General features: G+C 62.1%; 15 protein-coding genes. 7 read left to right on the top strand and 8 right to left on the bottom strand.

Annotation, left to right across the window (positions count from 1 at the left end; all coding sequences use genetic code 11):
- Positions 1-9 precede the first annotated feature (9 nt).
- Both gstA and aceE read right to left on the bottom strand, forming a co-directional pair.
- Positions 10-630, bottom strand: a complete 621-nt coding sequence (gene gstA, locus SJI03_RS15950) for a glutathione transferase GstA (RefSeq protein ID WP_322427839.1) — start codon at positions 628-630, stop codon at positions 10-12.
- A gap of 17 nt (positions 631-647) precedes the next feature.
- The gene (aceE, locus tag SJI03_RS15945; protein ID WP_322427838.1) at positions 648-3,314 is read right to left on the bottom strand and encodes a pyruvate dehydrogenase (acetyl-transferring), homodimeric type; all 2,667 of its coding nucleotides are present in this window, start codon (positions 3,312-3,314) and stop codon (positions 648-650) included.
- A gap of 134 nt (positions 3,315-3,448) precedes the next feature.
- Between aceE and SJI03_RS15940 the strand changes: the two genes are divergently transcribed.
- Positions 3,449-3,940: a MarR family winged helix-turn-helix transcriptional regulator gene (locus SJI03_RS15940; protein WP_322427837.1), complete on the top strand. Its 492-nt coding sequence runs from the start codon at positions 3,449-3,451 to the stop codon at positions 3,938-3,940.
- On the opposite strand, the gene SJI03_RS15935 is transcribed toward SJI03_RS15940, so the two are convergent.
- Positions 3,925-5,043: a transketolase-like TK C-terminal-containing protein gene (locus SJI03_RS15935; protein WP_322427835.1), complete on the bottom strand. Its 1,119-nt coding sequence runs from the start codon at positions 5,041-5,043 to the stop codon at positions 3,925-3,927. The genes SJI03_RS15940 and SJI03_RS15935 overlap by 16 nt on opposite strands.
- 135 nt (positions 5,044-5,178) lie before the next feature.
- Here SJI03_RS15935 and SJI03_RS15930 point away from each other — a divergent pair, with 135 nt between their 5' ends.
- Complete coding sequence (locus SJI03_RS15930; RefSeq protein ID WP_099378805.1) at positions 5,179-5,367, top strand: hypothetical protein; 189 nt, start codon at positions 5,179-5,181, stop codon at positions 5,365-5,367.
- A gap of 201 nt (positions 5,368-5,568) precedes the next feature.
- On the opposite strand, the gene metE is transcribed toward SJI03_RS15930, so the two are convergent.
- Positions 5,569-7,857, bottom strand: a complete 2,289-nt coding sequence (metE, locus tag SJI03_RS15925; RefSeq protein WP_322427834.1) for a 5-methyltetrahydropteroyltriglutamate--homocysteine S-methyltransferase — start codon at positions 7,855-7,857, stop codon at positions 5,569-5,571.
- 105 nt (positions 7,858-7,962) lie between these two features.
- On the opposite strand from metE, the gene SJI03_RS15920 reads away from it, so the two are divergent.
- The gene (locus SJI03_RS15920; RefSeq protein WP_322427833.1) at positions 7,963-8,124 is read left to right on the top strand and encodes a hypothetical protein; all 162 of its coding nucleotides are present in this window, start codon (positions 7,963-7,965) and stop codon (positions 8,122-8,124) included.
- Positions 8,125-8,220: 96 nt separating this feature from the next.
- On the opposite strand, the gene alaC is transcribed toward SJI03_RS15920, so the two are convergent.
- The gene (alaC, locus tag SJI03_RS15915; RefSeq protein ID WP_322427832.1) at positions 8,221-9,438 is read right to left on the bottom strand and encodes an alanine transaminase; all 1,218 of its coding nucleotides are present in this window, start codon (positions 9,436-9,438) and stop codon (positions 8,221-8,223) included.
- A gap of 307 nt (positions 9,439-9,745) precedes the next feature.
- Between alaC and SJI03_RS15910 the strand changes: the two genes are divergently transcribed.
- The gene (locus SJI03_RS15910; protein WP_322427831.1) at positions 9,746-10,429 is read left to right on the top strand and encodes a pentapeptide repeat-containing protein; all 684 of its coding nucleotides are present in this window, start codon (positions 9,746-9,748) and stop codon (positions 10,427-10,429) included.
- 168 nt (positions 10,430-10,597) lie between these two features.
- On the opposite strand, the gene SJI03_RS15905 is transcribed toward SJI03_RS15910, so the two are convergent.
- A complete protein-coding gene (locus SJI03_RS15905) occupies positions 10,598-11,812 on the bottom strand; it encodes an MFS transporter (RefSeq protein WP_322427830.1) in 1,215 nt (404 codons plus the stop codon).
- A 120-nt stretch (positions 11,813-11,932) separates the two neighbouring features.
- Between SJI03_RS15905 and SJI03_RS15900 the strand changes: the two genes are divergently transcribed.
- Complete coding sequence (locus tag SJI03_RS15900) at positions 11,933-12,859, top strand: LysR family transcriptional regulator (RefSeq protein ID WP_322427829.1); 927 nt, start codon at positions 11,933-11,935, stop codon at positions 12,857-12,859.
- 160 nt (positions 12,860-13,019) lie between these two features.
- Here the strand turns inward: SJI03_RS15900 and SJI03_RS15895 are convergent, their stop codons facing one another.
- On the bottom strand, positions 13,020-15,290 hold the full coding sequence (locus SJI03_RS15895; protein WP_322427828.1) for a carboxy terminal-processing peptidase: 2,271 nt from the start codon (positions 15,288-15,290) through the stop codon (positions 13,020-13,022).
- 521 nt (positions 15,291-15,811) lie between these two features.
- Between SJI03_RS15895 and SJI03_RS15890 the strand changes: the two genes are divergently transcribed.
- Positions 15,812-17,782 carry a Cache 3/Cache 2 fusion domain-containing protein gene (locus SJI03_RS15890; RefSeq protein ID WP_322427827.1) on the top strand — a complete coding sequence of 657 codons (1,971 nt, stop codon included), beginning with the start codon at positions 15,812-15,814 and terminating at the stop codon, positions 17,780-17,782.
- A gap of 51 nt (positions 17,783-17,833) precedes the next feature.
- Positions 17,834-18,106 (top strand): putative signal transducing protein, encoded by a 273-nt coding sequence (locus SJI03_RS15885; RefSeq protein ID WP_099378798.1) that lies wholly within the window; start codon positions 17,834-17,836, stop codon positions 18,104-18,106.
- Position 18,107: 1 nt separating this feature from the next.
- Here the strand turns inward: SJI03_RS15885 and SJI03_RS15880 are convergent, their stop codons facing one another.
- Positions 18,108-18,656, bottom strand: a complete 549-nt coding sequence (locus SJI03_RS15880; protein WP_034755172.1) for a thymidine kinase — start codon at positions 18,654-18,656, stop codon at positions 18,108-18,110.
- Between the last annotated feature and the right edge of the window lie 257 nt (positions 18,657-18,913).

Raw genomic sequence — 18,913 nt, 5'->3', positions numbered from 1 at the left:
TATGTTTTATCAATATCTGCCCTCCTCCTCGCGCAAGGCCTGCTGCACGGCGGGACGCTCGCCGACACGCTCGATCAAGCGCCTCACTTGCGGGAAGGCCGACAAGTCCACCTTGGTGTGCGCCGACCAGCTGAGGATGGTGTACAGATAGGCATCCGCGATGGAATAACGCTCGCCCAGCAGATACGGTCCGCCGGCCGCCAGTTGCCGCTCCACATAGTCGAGGCGTGCGGCCAGGCGCGAGCGGGCCACGTCCTGCGCCTGCGTGCCGTATTCCGGGTGGAACAGCCAGGGGCTGAACACCTTGTGCAGCTCGGTGGCAATAAAACCCAGCCACGACTGCAGCTGCACGCGCGCCAGGGAGCCGGGCGGCGGCGCCAGGTCGCTGGCCGGCGCCAGGTCGGCCAGGTATTGCACGATGGCCGTGCCTTCCAGCAAGATAGTGCCATCGTCCAGCGCCAGCGCCGGCACGTACAGGTTCGCATTCACCTGCGCATAGTCCGCGCCCGTTTCCGTGACGCGTGGAATCTTGCGAATATCAACTCTTTCCAGCTCCAGCGCAATGCCCGCTTCGATGGCCACGATGTGCGGCGACAGGGAACACGTTCCCGTTGCGTAATACAGTTTCATGATCACTCCTCGAAAAGTTACACGGACGCGGGATCCAGTTTTTCCACGTCGATGCCGTATTTGGCGATGGCCTCGCCAATCTTGCTGCGCGGCAGCTGGCCCCCATCCGCCAGCGCCGTCAGGGCGGCCAGCACGATGAAATGGCGGTCCACTTCAAAGAAGGTGCGCAAGGATTCGCGCGTATCGGAGCGGCCGAAGCCATCCGTGCCCAGGGCAACGAAGCGCCGGTCCGTCACGAAGGGGCGCACCTGGTCGGCCACGATCTTCATGTAATCGGTAGCGATCACCACCGGGCCTTGCCGGCCGGCCAGGCATTGCGCGATATACGGCACGCGGGGTGCGCTGTCCGGGTGCAGCATGTTCCAACGCTCCACGGACAGGCCGTCGCGCCGCACTTGCGTCAGGCTGGTGGCGCTCCACACGTCGGCCGCCACGCCGAAATCCTGCTGCAGCAGCACGCCGGCGGCCAGCACTTCGCGCAGGATGGAGCCGCTGCCCATCAGCTGCACGCGCGGGGCCGCCGCTGCCGGGCTTTCCTGCAGCAGGTACAGGCCCTGCAGGATGCCCGCCTCGGCGCCTGCCGGCATGGCCGGGTGCGGATAGTTTTCGTTGAGCAAGGTGATGTAATAGAAAATATCTTCTTGCTCGGCAAACATGCGGCGCATGCCGTCGTGGATGATCACGGCCAGCTCGTAGGCATAGGTGGGATCGTACGAGATGCAGTTGGGAATCACGGACGACAGCACGTGGCTGTGGCCATCGTCGTGCTGGAGTCCCTCCCCCATCAGTGTCGTGCGTCCCGACGTGGCGCCCAGCAGAAAGCCGCGCGTGCGGGCATCGGCCGCCGCCCACGCCAGGTCGCCCACGCGCTGCAAGCCGAACATCGAATAGAAGATGTAGAACGGAATGGTGGCCAGGCCGTGGTTGCTGTACGACGTACCGGCGGCGATCCAGGAGGAAATGGCGCCCGATTCGTTGATGCCTTCCTGCAAGATCTGCCCATCCTTGGCTTCCTTGTAGTAGCTGAGCTGGCCCGCATCCTGCGGCGTGTACAGCTGCCCCAGGTAGGAATGGATGCCGATCTGGCGGAACAGGCCTTCCATGCCAAACGTGCGCGATTCGTCGGGCACGATGGGCACGATGATCTTGCTCAAGGCGGGATCTTTCAGCAGGGTACCGAGGATGCGCACGAAGGCCATGGTGGTGGACGCGCCCCGCTCGCCGCTATCCTTGAGCTGGGTGGCGAAAGTGGACAGCGGCGGTATGGGCAAGGGCGCCACCTTGCTGATGCGGGCCGGAATGTAGCCGCCCAGCTGCGCCCGGCGCGCGGCAAAGTAGCGCCCTTCCTCGCTGTCCGGCGCCGGTTTCAGGTAGGGCATCTCTTCCAGCTGGGCATCGCTGACGGGCAGCGCGAAGCGGTCGCGGAACGCGCGCACGGCGTCGGCGCTCATCTTTTTCAGCTGATGGTTGATATTTTGCCCTTCGCCCGCCTCACCCATGCCGAAACCCTTGACGGTCTTGGCCAGGATCACGGTAGGCCGGCCAGTCGTGCGCATGGCTTCCGCGTAGGCCGCGTGGACTTTTTCGGGATCGTGGCCGCCGCGCGTCAACTGCCAGATGTCGTCGTCTGACATATGTGCCACCAGCGCCAGCAGTTCCGGATACTTGCCAAAGAAATGCTCGCGCACATAGGCGCCATTCTGCGATTTGAAAGTCTGGTAATCGCCGTCCACGCATTCCATCATGCGCTGACGCAACAAACCGCTCGTGTCGCTCTGCAATAAAGCATCCCAGCCGCTGCCCCAGATGACCTTGATGACATGCCAGCCCGCCGCGCGGAAGGTCCCTTCCAGCTCCTGGATGACCTTGCTGTTGCCGCGCACGGGACCGTCCAGACGCTGCAGGTTGCAGTTGACGACAAAGATCAGGTTATCGAGGCGCTCGCGGCCGCCCAGGGAAATGGCGGCCAGCGATTCCGGCTGGTCCATCTCGCCGTCGCCGAGGAAAGCCCACACCTTGCGACCCTGGTGTGGCGTCAAGTCGCGATACTCGAGGTAGCGCATGAAACGGGCCTGGTAGGCGGCCGTCAGCGGCCCCAGTCCCATCGATACGGTCGGGAATTGCCAGAAATCGGGCATCAGACGGGGATGCGGATACGACGACAAGCCCTCGCGGCCCGCTTCGCGGCGATAATTGTCCAGCTGCGCTTCCGTGATGCGGCCTTCCAGATAGGCGCGGCCATAGATGCCGGGCGCGGAATGGCCCTGGATGTAGACCAGGTCGCCGGCAAACTGATCCGTATGGCCGCGGAAGAAATGGCTGAAACCGACGTCGTACAGCACGGCCGCCGACTGGTAAGTGGCGATGTGGCCGCCCACGTTCGAGTGTTTGGCCGCGCGCAGCACCATCACCATCGCATTCCAGCGGATGTAGGCATTCAGGCGGCGCTCGATGGCCAGGTCGCCCGGATAAGCGGGCTGGCGCGCCGTGGCGATGCTGTTGGTATAGGCGGTGGTGACGCGGCCGTGCATGCCGCCGTGCTGCGCGGCATCAATATCGACGAGCTGGTCGATCAGATAATGGGCGCGCGGGCGCCCTTCCACGGCGACGACGGCCTGCATCGCCTCCAGCCATTCTTTGGTTTCTTGCGGATCGATATCGGGTACGGCGAGGGATGGGGTCATGGCAGTCTCCTGAGGGTGGGCATACATCGTCATGATCGATTGCTACTGCAATCATTGCATTTGCAATCGTTATGCCGGCCATTGTATAGCGCTATAATTGCATTTGCAACTGTGATTGATCTGGAGGAATACCGATGTCTGAAACTGCGCCTGAAATTGGCTCGGCACCTGCGCCCGACCTGTGGTTTTCGTTCGTGCGCGCGCACCGTTTGATGATCCGCGAAATCGAACGCCGCCTGGCAGCGGCCAAGCTGCCCGTATATGCGTGGTATGACGTGCTGTGGGGACTCGAAAGCGGCCCCGACGGTTCGCGTCGCATGCACGAACTGGCCGACGCGCTTGCCATCGAACGCTACAACCTGACGCGCCTGGTGGACAAGCTGGAAACGGACCGGCTGGTGACGCGCACGCGTTCGATGGAAGACGGGCGCGCTGCCTTCGTTTCCATCACGGAAGACGGGAAAATCCTGCGCAAGCAGATGTGGGCCGTGTACCAGGCCACGGTGGCCGACCTGTTCCTGGCGCAATTTGACAGCGACGGGCAGCAAGACTTCAGCGCCGCCCTCGTGCGCGCCGCCGAGGCGGCACGCGGCGCAGGCCAGGGCAAGGTTCAGAGCAAGGCGTAACGCCGCAGCGCGTACTCGACGAACTGCACCGGCAGCGCGCCATCGTCGGCCAGCGCTTTCAACGCGGTGACGACCAGCCACGGCGCACTCGTTTCCATGCTGGTATCGGCGCCGATGGCGATGACACGCCCACGCACATGGCCGCCGATCTGGCCCGCGATGTGCTGCCCATAGCCGGTGACGGCGATGACGGGCGCGGCGCTGTCATCGAGGCAGCGCCGCACATGGGCCAGTCTTGGAATGGCGCGCGGGTGACACAGGTTCCACTGCTCCGCCGCCTGCGCATCGCGCGCCAGGCGCGTGTAGCTGGGGCAACTCCACACTTGCGCGGCAATATCCCAGTCCTCCTGCAGCAAGCGGGCGGCATCGGCGACGACGGCCAGCATCCTTCCCGCCCCGCACAAACGCACCCGGCATGGCTCAGGGCTCAGCGGCGACACACGGTACATGCCCAGGCTGGCCGCTGCCGCATCGGCAGCCGACAAGGGCGCCGCCACCGCAAATTCGTCCGCATCTTCATCGGCACCTTCATCATGTATGGCCAGGTAGTAATAGCCAGGCTGCTGTTCCAGGTACAGCGTTTCCAGTGCCGCGCGCAGGATGGCGCGCACTTCCTCGCCCGTCGCCGGGTCGAACGGCATGCAATTGTGCTGCGCGGCAAGCCAGGCGGGCAGCGCCGGCTGCACGCCTTTCGGCCAGCGCGAGACTTGCGTTTCCGCATCATTGCAGACGATGCCACGCCCTCCCGATTCAACCAGCACCGCGCGCAAGGCCGGCAGCGAGGCGGGGCTGCACAGGTAGAGCAGCGGCTTTTCCGGCTGCGCCGCGCCATGGCGATAGCGCACGGCCCAGGCGCCCGCGGACGCGCCCACTTCCCAGGAGTCGCCGTCCGGGAATGGTCCCGCCTGCGTACCCACCTTGCGCATCCGCGCCACCAAGGCGCCACCCTGCTTCAGGCTGCCAGCCATGGCGCCCAGCGCGCGGCGCGGCGAAGCATGTGCCAGCGGCGATCCTGACACTGGCGCCAGCGCGGCCATGCAGGCATGGGCGGCGCGGCCCGTCTCGCCGCCTGGCAGTGGCGGATGGGGAAGGGGTGTATGCATGGCGGCTCCTGTCTCGGTATCGCTTGCGCAAGGCAGACATTGCCTATACGATTGCAAGTGCAACGATTGTAATTGCAATCCTTTGCGCGGGCAAGGGACACGAGCCAACCGAAATTCCTGTCTTCAAGGTGAAAAATGACGCTGAACAATCCTGAAACCGTGCGCATGGCTTACGCCGTGAAACTGACGAACGCGCAAGTCGAGGCGGCCAAGCGCCTGTATGCGGCGCATTTCGGCGCCACCGACAACCCGCAGGCGATGGCCGCCATCATCGCGGCCCTGGCGCGCAACTACAGTTCGGCCGTGGCGGCAAATGTGTTGTAGCGCATCACGTACCACGCGGGCAAAAAAAAGCCCGCTATGGAAGCGGGCTGAATCTATTTCCTTGGAGGAAGTAGAGGAGACAGGTGAATGATGCAGCATCGCAGCATCACTATCCAATTGCATGTTGTGATGACAGAAATACGATTGTTCTATATCTCAGCCACGTCTCAGCCATAGCGGCCTCCCCTGCCCCTGCCATCCTTAGGCCACGGTGTCGCCGCGCAAGGTTTTCGCGGCCGCCACCATGTTGGCCAGCGCGGGTATGACTTCTTTCCAGCCCCGCGTTTTGAGGCCGCAATCGGGGTTGACCCACAGGCGCTGGGCGGGGATGCGCTCGGCCGCCTTGCGCATCAGCTTGACCATCTGTTCCTGGCCGGGAATATTCGGCGAATGGATATCGTAGACGCCAGGGCCGATGTCGTTCGGATAGTTGAAATCATCGAAGGCGTCCAGCAATTCCATGTCGGAACGCGAGGTTTCAATCGTGATCACGTCCGCATCCATGTCGGCGATCTGCGCGATGATGTCGTTGAATTCCGAATAGCACATGTGCGTGTGGATCTGCGTTTCGTCAGCCACGCCATTGGCCGTGATGCGGAACGATTCCACGGCCCAGCGCAGGTAGTCGGCCCATTGCGATTTGCGCAGCGGCAAGCCTTCGCGCAGCGCCGCCTCGTCGATCTGGATCACGCGGATACCGGCCTGTTCCAAGTCCAGCACTTCGGCGCGGATGGCCAGCGCCAGCTGGTAGCATGACACGGAGCGCGGCTGGTCGTCGCGCACGAAAGACCAGTTCAGGATGGTGACGGGGCCCGTCAGCATACCTTTCATCGGCTTGTCCGTCAGCGACTGGGCATAGGTGCTCCACTCGACCGTCATGGCGCGCGGGCGGCTGATGTCGCCGAACAAAATGGGCGGCTTCACGCAGCGCGAACCGTACGATTGCACCCAGCCGAACTGGCTGAAGGCGTAGCCGTCGAGCTGTTCGCCAAAATATTCCACCATGTCATTGCGTTCCGCTTCGCCGTGCACGAAGACGTCCAGGCCCAACACCTCTTGTTCCTGGACGCAATGGGCGATTTCCGCCTGCATCAGCTTTTTGTAGCCGGCTGTATCGAGCTGGCCGCTGCGGAACTGGCTGCGCGCCTGGCGGATTTCCGCCGTCTGCGGGAAGGAGCCGATCGTTGTCGTCGGGTACAGCGGCAGTTGCAGCAGTGCAGCTTGCTTGGCGGCACGCTCGGTATAGCCGCCAGCGCGCTGGCCCAGGCTTGCGTCGATGCGGGCCACGGCCGCTTTCACTTGCGGATTGTGCACGCGGCTCGACTGGCGACGCGCTTGCACGGCGGCATGATTAGCATCCAGCGCCCCCTGCACGGAAGCGCGGCCCTGGTTCAGGGCGCCGGCGATAGTGTGTACTTCATCGAGTTTTTGGCGGGCAAAGGCCAGCCACGACCGGATATCCGTATCCAGCTTTTGCTCGCTGTCCAGGTCGACGGGCACGTGCAGCAGGGAGCACGACGGCGCGATCCACAGGCGCGACTGCAGGCTGGCGTGCACGGGTTCCAGCCATGCCAGCACTTCGTTCAAATCCGTCTTCCAGATATTGCGGCCATTCACCACGCCCAGGGACAGCACGCTGCTGGCGGGCAATTGGGCAATCACCTGCCCCACTTCTTCGCGGGCGTTGACGGCATCGAGGTGCAAGCCTTGCACGGGCAGCTTGCACGCCTGTGCCAGGTTGTCTTGTAGCTTGCCGAAATACGTGGCCAGCAACAGTTTGACGTGATTGACTTTGCTCAAGGCCTCGTAGGCCGTGACCAGCGCCTGCTGCCAGGCGCCGTCCAGCTCCGTGACGAGGATCGGTTCGTCGATCTGCACCCATTCCACGCCCTGGGCGGCCAGTTCCTGCAGCAGTTGCACGTAGACGGGCAGCAAACCTTGCAGCAGCGCCAGCTTGTCGGAATCATCCTTGGCCTTGCCCAGCCACAGATAGGTGACGGGGCCGATCAGCACGGGCTTGGCGTTGACCTTCAGCTGGCGCGCCTGCGCCAGTTGCTGCAGCAAGCGACTGCTGTCGAGCTTGAACTGTGTCCCTGCCGAAAATTCCGGCACGATGTAGTGATAATTGGTGTCGAACCATTTCGTCATTTCGCCGGCGTGGACGCAGCTGCAATCGCTGTCGCTGGCCGAACGGCCGCGGGCCACGCGGAAATAGTTATCGAGCTCCGCGCCTTCCAGGCCGCGCACGCGTTGCGGCAGGTTGCCCAAGGTAAAACTCAGGTCCAGCACCTGGTCATAAAAGGAAAAGTCGCCCACGGGCGCCAGGTCCAGTGCGCTCTGGTCTTGCCAGTGGCGCTGGCGCAACTCCGCGCCATGGCCTTGCAGCGCATCCAGGGTGCTGCTGCCCTTCCAGTAATCTTCCAGGGCGAATTTCAGTTCGCGTTTGGCGCCGATGCGCGGGTAGCCCAGATTATGTGTCGTGACGGTCATGGCGGTAGTGCCTCCTAGTGAAGTATGAATACATCATAGAGACTTTCATCCATGAAAAATAATGGTAAAACTTCATGTATCCATTATTAATATTCATGTGAAACCATGTTCCAACATATCCACCTGGCCGTGCTGCGCGAAGCGACCGCCTCGTTCGCCGAGCGTGCCGGTCGGAACCCAGGGCCAAAACGACGGGCAAAAAAAAGCCCGCTGCGGGAGCGGGCTGAATCTATTTCCTTGGAGGAGATAGAGGAGACAGTTGAATGATGCCGCATCGCAGCATATAAAACCACTTTATATTCGTGATGTCAGAAATACGCAGCAGTGATATTAAGGGCAACGAAGCATTCCATATGGCAACTTTTATGCTGCCACTTCCGCTTTCCCGTCGCTGGAGCGCAACATATTCTTTATGCCACGCAACGCCTGCCGCACCCGCGCCTCGTTTTCGATCAGGGCGAAGCGCACGTATTCATCGCCGTATTCTCCGAAGCCGATGCCGGGCGAGACACTCACCTTGGCTTTTTGCAGCAGCAGCTTGGCAAATTCCAGCGAACCCAGGTGGCGGTACGCTTCCGGGATATGCGCCCAGATATACATCGACGCCTTCGGTTTTTCCACCATCCAGCCCGCTTCATGCAAGCCTTTCACCAGCACGTCGCGGCGGCGCTGGTATTGGGCGCAGATTTCCGTCACGCAGCTCTGGTCGCCTTCCAGCGCGGCAATGGCCGCCACTTGCACCGGAGTAAAACTACCGTAGTCGTGGTAGCTCTTGATGCGCGCCAGGGCCGCCACCAGTTCCGCGTTGCCGACCATGAAGCCGATGCGCCAGCCCGCCATGTTGTAGCTTTTCGACATGGTGAAAAACTCGACGGCCACGTCGCGCGCGCCCGCTACCTGCATGATGGACGGCGCCTTCCAGCCATCGAAGGTGATGTCGGCATACGCCAGGTCATGCACCACCAGAATATTGTGCTGCTTGGCCAGCGCGACGACACGCTCGAAGAATTCCAGTTCCACGCACTGCGCCGTGGGGTTCGATGGAAAACCCAGCACCATCATCTTCGGTTTCGGGTAGCTTTCGCGGATGGCACGTTCCAGTTCGGCAAAGAAATCCACGCCCGGCCCCATGCGCACGGAGCGGATATCGGCGCCCGCGATCACGGCGCCCCAGATGTGGATCGGATAGCTGGGGTTCGGCACCAGCACCGTGTCGCCACGGTCGAGTGTCGCCAGCATCAAGTGCGCCAGCCCCTCTTTCGAGCCGATGGTGACGATGGCTTCGCTGTCCGGGTCGATGTCGACCTCGTAGCGCTTCTTGTACCAATGGGCAATGGCGCGGCGCAAGCGCGGGATGCCTTTTGACGCGGAATAGCCGTGCGTGTCAGGGCGTTTGACCGTCTCGACCAGCTTGTCCACGATGTGGGCCGGCGTGGCGCCATCGGGATTGCCCATCGACATGTCGATGATGTCCTCGCCACGGCGGCGCGCGGCCATCTTGAGCTCGGCGGTGATATTGAAAACGTAGGGGGGAAGGCGATTGATGCGCGAAAAGCTGCGCGGAGCTTGGCTGTCGGTCATGGTATCTCTATACGTAAGCGCCCGGATCCGTCCGAGCGACGTTGGCGCAGTGGCTGCACCTGCAACGATACTAACCCGTCTTCGCAAGAACTGGCAAGGCTGATTCGGACAAGCTACAATACGCGCTGATCGAAAATGAGCGCACCGGTTGGTAACCCGGTAAGTGCCCGGCACCGTCCGGCATGCTCCCGCCCACGCGGACCCACGGCGCTGACCTTTGGCTGTACCACCAGCCGGGGAGGTGTTCTGGTTCGTGCATTTTTCCCGCCGCGCCATCCCTCCCCTGCTTTGATTAGGAATAAAACGGATGGCAACACACGACAACGCAGTAAGCAGCATGACCCTGGACCGCGCCGGCATCGAGCAGCAACTGGCGCAATCGGCGCGCCATTTCATCGATTGCGCGTTCGACGGCGAAGACTTGTCGCGCCTCGATTTGCAAGGCTGCATCTTCGAGCGCTGCACCTTTGCTGAAACCAACTTGTTCGCCAGCAAACTGGCGCGCAGCACCTGGCGCCGCTGCCGCGCAGGCAGCGCCGATTTCGAATCCGTCGACGCCGTCGATGCCACGTTTGAAGGCTGCGACCTGAACAACACGAAATGGCGGCGCGCCAAGCTGGCTTCGGCCACCTACCGCGGCTGCAAGCTGACCGGCGCCTCGTTCGAAGAAGTGGCCCACCTGGGCCTCACCTTCGAAGACAGCCTGCTGGTGGGCGCCGACCTGCGCGGCTTCTCGTTCCGCAAGGCGACATTGAAACAGCTGGATTTTTCCGACGCCTACCTGGCCGGCTGCGATTTCCGCGAGGCCGTCTTCGAAGGCGGCAGCCTGCGCAATGCCACCATCAAACTGGCGAAGTTCCAGGGCGCGGACCTGCGCGGCGCCGATATCGACGGCTTCAAATTGAGCGAAGCGGCGCTACTGAAAGGCGCCGTCATCACGCATGCGCAGGCAGCGAACTTCATGCGGGCGCTCGATCTGGTGGTGATTTAGTTTAAAAAATACAGGCAAAAAAAAGCCCGCTATGGAAGCGGGCTGAATCTATTTCCTTGGAGGAGATAGAGGAGACAAGTGCATCTTGCGGCATTGCGGCATATCACGCCACTTTATCTTCATGATGATAGAAATATCCATTAGTGATAATGAGGCGGCATCAGGGTTTCAAGCCGTACGGCGCGTAGCCTGCGGTAAAAATTCTGCCAGCCACACCAGCAGGGCCAAGCCCGGAAACGCCATGCCGGTCAGCAAGGTCGCTTGCCAGCCGTAACTCGCATACACCCAGGCGCCGATGGCCGAGCCGGCTGCGCCGCCGGCGAAGAACAGCGCGAAATACAGGCCGTTCAAGCGGCCCCGCACTTCCGCGCCCAGACTGAAGATGGCGCGCTGGCCCAGCACCAGGTTGGCCGCCACGCCCATGTCGAGCACGATGGAGGCGACAACGAGCAGTCCCAGCGCCACGTGTTTTGACTCTGGCGCCAGCATCGGCAAGGCAAAGGCGACGATGCCCAGCGCCAGCGCGGCGGCCGTGGCCGGCAAGGTGTGGCCCGCATCGGCCAGGCGGCCGGCGATGGGCGAGGCAACGGCACCCGCCATGCCCACCAGGGCGAAGATGGCGATGCCCGTTTGCGACAGGCCGAACGCGGGGCTGGCCAGCACCAGCGGCGTGACGGTCCAGAACAGGCTGAAGGCGCCAAACAGGCCAGCGTGATAGGCGGCACGGCGGCGCAGCACGGGCGTACCCAGCAGCAAATGCCACAGCGAAGCCATCAAGGCCGGATATTTCATGCTGGACACCGGCTGGCGCACGGGCAAGGCGCGGCGCAGCACCAGCGCCAGCAACACCATCAGCACGGCGGCACCGCCAAACACCACGTGCCAGCTGGCATGGGCCGCCACCAGCGAGGCCACGGGGCGGGCCAGCATGATGCCCAGCAACAAGCCGCTGACCACCTTGCCCACCGTCTGCCCCCGCGTCGCTTCCTGCGACAGGTGAGCCGCAAACGGCACAATCACTTGCGCCGCCACGGAACCGAGGCCGATGGCCAGAGCGGCGGCCAGGAACACGATAGCGCCCGTGGAAAGGGCCGCCACCACGAGGGCCGTGGCCGTCACCAGCAAGGCCGTGACGATCAGGCGGCGGTTTTCCAGCAAGTCGCCCAGGGGCACGACAAACAGCAGGCCCAGGGTATAGCCCACTTGCGTCAGGGTAACGATCAGCCCGGCCGCCTTGGCCGACAGGCCCGTCGAAGCGCTGATGGGCCCGACGAGTGTTTGCGCGTAATACAGATTGGCCACGATCAGGCCGGAAGCGATGGCCAGCAGCAGCACCATGGCCGGCGCAATGTCGTGGGGAGCGGAAGATGAGGCCTTGTTCATGTTGTTTCCTCGGTTCGATAGGGATGTTGCCATTCTAGGCAAAACTCTGGCAAAGATAATCAGGGCATAATCCACTTATACTTTTCACATAAAATGAACAATTAGAATGGAAGCTATCCCATGGACAAGATCAAGGCCATGCAGACCTTCGTGCGCATCGTCGAGGCCAACAGTTTTTCCAAGGCGGCCGAGACCTTGAATTTGCCGCGCGCGGCGCTGACGGCCACCCTGCAGAAGCTGGAAGCCTACCTGGGGACGCAGCTGCTGCAGCGCACCACGCGCCGTTTGTCCCTGACCCCGGAAGGGGCCGAGTACTTTCGCCATTGCATCGATATTTTGAAAGCCGTCGATACGGCTGAACTAGCGTTTCGTGGTCCGGACGCGAAAAAACCGCGTGGTTTGCTACGTATCAACCTGCCCAATACGGTGGGCCGGCGTCTGGTCATTCCCCATATCGCGCAATTCCACGCCGCCTGGCCGGACGTGCAATTGCAGCTGAGCCTGACGGACCGCCTGGTCGACCTGACGCAGGAAGGCATCGATTGCGCCTTGCGCGTAGGCACCCTTCAGGATTCCGCCTTCATCGGCAAGCAAGTTGGCCTGATGCGCTTCGTCACGTGCGCGTCCCCCGCTTACCTGGCGCGGCACGGCACGCCGCACACCCTGGCCGACCTGGCGGCGCACAGCGGCATCATGCATTACTCGGGCCGCACGGGGCGCGCCTTCGACTGGGATTTCCAACAAGGCAAGGAGGTCGTGCGCGTGCAGATGGGCGGCCCCATCGCCGTCAACGACGCGGACGCCAGCGTCGCTTGCGCGCTGCAAGGGCTGGGTGTGGCGCAGGCGGCCATGTACCAGGTACGCGCGCACCTCGACAGCGGCGCCCTGGTGGCCGTGCTGCCCGACTGCTTGCCCACACCCATGCCCATGTCGCTGCTGACGCCGCAAGGCCGGCTGGCCACGCCCAAGCTGCAGGCGTTTGCCGGCTGGCTGACGGCCCTGCTGGCTGCCCACCCCGACGTGCAACTGCCCACGCACAAAATCTGAGGCAAAAAAAAGCCCGCTACGAGAGCGGGCTGAATCTATTTTCTTGGAGGAGAATAGAGGAGACGAGTGCATTATGCTGCATCGCGGCATATCAATCCAATTGATTGTTGGAATGATAGAAATACGCGAAACAGATAACTCCCCCCTTACTCCACGTTCATTACTTCGATGTCGCCGCCACCGGTGTCGCCTTGAGATCGGCTGCATACGGCAAGACCTTGGATGCCAGGCGGGTATCGGCCTTGATCAGCGCCACTTCATCGGCCAGGATGCGCGCCGCTTCGTTCAGCAGCACGTCCTTGGCGCTCTTGGCAGCCGTTTCAGCGTCCAGCTCTGCACTCAGCGCCCGTTCGTCGCCCTGCAAGCCATCGTCGGTGCGCAAGGCGCCCTTCACGGCGGCGATCTGCTTGGCCGTCTTGTTGGCCGCTTTCGCGCCCTTCAGCACATCTTTCGGATCGGGAATCACCACCAGATCGTCAGCAGGATTCGAAATCTGCGCGATCAGGCGTTTTTCACGGGCCTTGGCGCGCGCTTCCTGGGCATCGCGCTCCTTGCGGCGCACGGTTTCATTGAGCGAAATCTGGTTTTCCTTGCGCTGCTTAACGACAAGGGCGATGTCATCGAGCAAGTACTGGAAATCCTTGTCCTTGGCCACGCGCGCATCATGCTTCTTGTCCAGCAACGGCACGATCTCCTTCAGGTCGCCCGTCGGCATGTAGGGCGCCGGCTTGATGGCCACCCATGGCAGGGCATTGTCATAGCTTGATTCGCCGAAGTTTTCCGCGTCCGACATGGCCGGCAGCTTGATGTCAGGCGTGACACCGCGCAACTGCGTGGTGCCGCCATTGATGCGGAAGAACTGGGCGATGGTCATTTTCAGCTCGCCGAAACGGGCTTTCTCGCTGCCGCCGAAACGGTCGAGGTTGAACAAGGTCTGCACGGTGCCCTTGCCGAAGCTGCCTTCGCCGATGATGACGCCACGGCCATAGTCTTGCACGGCGGCGGCGAAAATTTCGGAGGCCGAAGCCGAGCCGCGGTTGATCAGCACGCCCATCGGGCCATCCCAGGCCAGGCCGGCATTCGTATCGCTTTCCACTTCGACCTTGCCTTCGGCATTGCGCTGCATCACGACCGGGCCCTTGTCGATGAACAGGCCCGTCAGTTCGACGGCTTCGTTCAGCGAACCGCCGCCGTTGTTGCGCAAGTCGATCAGGACGTTGTCGACCTTGTCCTTCTTCAACTCGCCCAGCAAGCGGGTGACGTCGCGCGTGGCGCTCTTAAAGTCCTTGTCGCCACGGCGGCGCGCTTCAAAGTCCTGGTAGAACGTCGGCAGGGAAATGACGCCGATGCGGCGCTTGACGCCGTTTTCACGCACTTCGATGATGGATTTCTTCGCCGCCTGCTCTTCCATGCTGATTTTCTTGCGCACCAGCGGCAAGACCACGTGCTTGGCATCGGGGCCGGCGTCGGCCGGCAGGATGTCGAGGCGTACCACGGAATCCTTGGCGCCGCGGATCAGCTGCACCACGTCGTCGATACGCATGCCCAGCACTTCAGTGATGGGGCCGCTTTCGCCCTGCCCCACGCCGACGATGCGGTCGCCCACTTTCAGCTTGCCCGACAAGCCGGCCGGGCTGCCCGGCACGACTTCGCGCACCACCGTGTATTCATCGCGCGTCTGCAGCACGGCGCCGATGCCTTCGAGCGACAGCCGCATGGCGATGTCGAAGTTGTCCGAAGCGCGCGGGCCCAGGTAATTGGTATGCGGTTCGATCGACATGGCGTACGAGTTCATGAAGATCTGGAACACGTCTTCGCTGTTGAGCTTGCGCGCACGGGTCGTGTAGCTTTCATAACGCTTGTCCAGGGTCTCGCGGATGGCCTTGTCTTCCTTGCCCGCCAGTTTCAGGCGCAGCCAGTCGTTCTTGACGCGCTTGCGCCACAGGTCGCGCACTTCCTCGTCATTCTTCGGCCAGGCGGCCTTTTCGCGGTCGAGCTGGTAGCTCTCGTCGGCCGTAAAGTCGAACTTGGTTTTCAGCAATTCACGCGCATACGCCATGCGCTCGTCGAAACGCTGCTGATACAGGTTGTAGATGGCAAACGGGGCTGTCAGGTCTTCATTGATGATGGCGTCATCGAGCTTGGTGCGCAGCGGCGCGAAACGGTCGACGTCGGCCTGCACGAAAAACAGTTTTTCCGCGTCCAGGGACTTGAAGTAACGGTCGAAGATTTTCTCCGACATGGCGTCGTCGAGCGGCGTGGCCTTGTAATGGACGCGCGTCAATACGCGCGATGCCCACAAGGCGGCCTGCGTTTGCTGGGCCAGCGGCTTCATGGGTAGCGGAGGAGCGGCGCTCTTGTCCGTCTGGGCTGCGCCAGCGTGGGCTGACAGTGCAAGCACCAGGGTGACCAGCATCATTTGCTTCTTCATCGGCTTCTCCGAAAATTAGTTGAATCAATTCCAGGCGGCGCAGATAGGCATGCGCCAGCCAGCAAGACAGTAAGGGGAATACACGACTGGTCTGCATATTATTCTACAGGATACGGCCTGGCAGTCTCCCATGGAATATCAGTTTCTTCCCGGAAGCTTAAACGCGAATTAAGGGCGGCGTCTCATTCATTACAAAGTGAAACATTCGTGACAAAAATTACATCGCCCATCGCTGATGAATACCAGAATTCATCATTGCAATCAAAAAAGTCAATAGGCTGTTTTTGCTATCCTTGATGCAGATGATGTTTTTATGCGAAAAAATGATTCCTGCGGGAAACACTTAGTAACAAAACGCAAGCGACATGCTATCATCGCGCCCTGAAATCCAGCTTGCCTGTGCGCGGCCCACAAGGCTGGCGCGCCTTCGTTTCAACAGTATTCCCCACCAGATCCCCTCCCCGCGTGTCATGTCATGACCAGGAATGGCCGAGCTGATTACCCTTTGCCAGACTCACACTATGCCTACAATTTCGTTCTCCCCCCGCCACTGGAGTGTCGGCGGCAAGATTACCGTCTTCACGTTTGCGCTCGTCAGCCTGATCCTCGCCAGCCTGACGACCTTGATCAGTATCCGCACCTCAAATGCCCTGGAACAGCGCGCCGAAGCGGCCGTCACCAGCGAACTCAATAGCGTCATGACGACCACGGAAGTGTTTCACACGGCCATGGTCAACGAGGCGGCCAGCTTCGCGCGCCTGTTCGCGGCCGAATTTCCCGGCCCGTTCACGGTCGACACGGGCGCCATGGTGGCCGTCGCCGGCAAGGCCACGCCAGCGCTGGCCAACGGCGGCAAGGTACTCAATCTCGACACGGCCGTAGTCGACCGCTATACGGCCCAGACGGGCGTGATCGCCACCATTTTTGCCGCCAACGGCGATGAATTCGTGCGCATCAGCACCTCGCTGAAAAAACAGGATGGCGAACGGGCCATCGGCACCCAGCTCGATCACAACCACCCCAGCTATGCGCCGCTGCGCGCCGGCCAGCGCTTCGTTGGCATGGCAACACTGTTTGGCAAGCAATACATCACGCAATATGACCCCGTGCGCGATGCGGGCGGCAAGGTGGTGGGTGTGCTGTTCATCGGCCTCGATATCAGCAAGAATCTGGCCATGCTGAAAGAGAAGATTCGCCAGGTCAAGATCGGCCAGACGGGCTACATCTATATCGTCGACACGGCCCCCGGCGCCAATTACGGCCACCTGGTACTGCACCCGAACAGCGAAGGCAAGAGCGCGCTCGAGTTCAAGGCCAGCGATGGCCGCATGTTCATCCAGGAAATGCTGGCGCAAAAAGACGGCGCCATGCGCTATACGTGGACGGCGCCGGGCGAAACGGCTACCAGCGCGCGCGAAAAGCAGCTGTATTACCGCCAGTTCAAGGATTGGCAATGGATCATCGCGGGCGGCACGTTCACGGACGAGATCACCCTCGAAGCGCGCCAGATGCGCAACCAGCTGGCCGTTTCCGGCTTCATCGCCCTGCTCGTTTTCGCCCTGCTGCTGTACTGGCTGGTGCGCACCCTCGTGTCGCGCCCGCTGGCCGCCGCCGAAACGGCCGCCGCGCAAATCGCCGCCGGCGACCTGACGGTGCACCTCGACACGACCAGCCTGGACGAAATCGGCCGCCTGCTGCTGGCCATGAACCGCATCAGCGACAACCTGTCGCAAGTGGTCAGCAATGTGCGCGGCAGCGCCGGGCAGATCGCCACGGCCTCTGGTGAAATCGCCAGCGGCAACCTGGACTTGTCGAGCCGCACGGAGCAGCAAGCCAGTTCACTGGAAGAAACGGCCGCCTCGATGGAAGAACTCAGTTCCACCGTGCGCCAGAACGTCGATCACGCGCAGCAGGCAAGCCGGCTGGCGCATGACTCGTCCAGCCTGGCAGCCGAAGGCGGCGCCGCCGTGGCGCAGGTGGCCAGCACCATGGACGCCATCCGCAGCTCCTCCGGCAAGATCGCCGACATCATCGGCGTCATCGACGGCATCGCCTTCCAGACCAACATCCTGGCCTTGAATGCGGCCGTGGAAGCGGCACGCGCCGGCGAGCAGGGACGCGGCTTTGCCGTCGTCGCCACGGAAGTGCGCACCCTTGCGCAGCGCTCGACGGCAGCGGCGAAAGACATCAAGGATCTGATCCAGGCGTCCGCCAGCACGGTGGACCTGGGCCACGCCCAGGTGAGCCAGGCCAGCGCCACCATGGACACGGTTGTGGCCAGCGTGCAGCAAGTAAGCACCATCATGGCCGAGATCGCCCAGGCCAGCGAAGAGCAGCGCAGCGGCATCGAGCAAGTCAACCAGGCCATCGCCCAGATGGACCAGGTGACCCAGCAGAATGCGGCCCTGGTGGAAGAAGCGGCCGCGGCCGCCGACGCCTTGCAGGAACAGGCGCAGGAGCTGAACCAGGTAGTGGGCGTGTTCAAGCTGTAAGTGCAATCCGGGTGCTAAGATGGGGCAGAATCCACCGCCTCAGGAGAGACCATGCACGACGACTACGTTTTAATTGCCCGGCTGATGATCCCCACGGACGCCCACGTCATCCGTGGCTGCCTGGCAGCGGCCGGCATCGACGTGCTGCTGACGGATGACCAGCACATGCAGGCCGACATGCTGCTCGCTGCCGCCATCGGCGGCGCCCGCGTCATGGTGCGCGAGCACGACGTGGCGCGCGCGAATGACATCCTGGCCGCCTTCGAGCGGGGTGATCTGGCGCTGGCGGACGATGCCGACGTGGGCGCGCCCGTCGCCGATTAATTTACGAGTAGAAACAGCGCCCGCACGCCTGGCGGTAACTCTCATTGCCGCCAATACTGATCTGCTCGCCTTCCTTGATGCGGCGGCCTTGCTCATCCACGCGGATGTTCATCGTGGCCTTCTTGCCGCAAGTACAAATATTCTTCAATTCCTCGATATCGTCGGCCAGCGCCAGCAGATAGGCCGAGCCGGGGAACGGTTCGCCCTTGAAATCCGTGCGCAAGCCGTAGCAGATGACGGGCACGCCCTTCACTTGCGCCAGCTGGTGCAGCTGCTGCACCTGGGCCGTGCTGAGAAATTGCGCTTCGTCCACCAGCAGGCAGGCTACTTGCGGGATATCGTCGAGGAAATTCGTGTCGGCATGGAAGATATCGACCTGGCGCTGCGGGCCCAGGCGCGACGTTACTCTGCCCACGCCGTAGCGGCTGTCGATGGCGGCCGTGTACAGGCGCACCTGCTGCCCCTGCTCTTCATAGTTGTGCGCGACCTGCAACAAGGCCGTCGACTTGCCCGCGTTCATCGCGGAATACCGGAAATAAAGTTTTGCCACTGCCGCCTGCCCTGTTCGTCTGGTTTTTCAGGATACTGTTCAGTACCTTTTCGAGGCGTGATTATAAATCGCAATGGCGGGCTTGCGGCAGCTTAATAGTCGTGTCTTTGGCGCGGCAAGCGGGTAAAAAACGGCGCATACTCGAAGCGCGAACCTTGCAGCCGATATGCGAACGGCGCATATGCAAGCATATAAACATTCGTTCGCCGCACTCGTCCACCCGCCTACACTGCGCGGCACGGAAGGCGGCTCGGGAC

The organism is Janthinobacterium sp. GMG1 (assembly GCF_034427795.1).
In the GTDB taxonomy this organism is placed as follows: domain Bacteria; phylum Pseudomonadota; class Gammaproteobacteria; order Burkholderiales; family Burkholderiaceae_D; genus Janthinobacterium.
The sequence above is the reverse complement of the archived record's forward strand: the minus strand, read 5'-3'. Positions and strand labels throughout refer to the sequence as shown.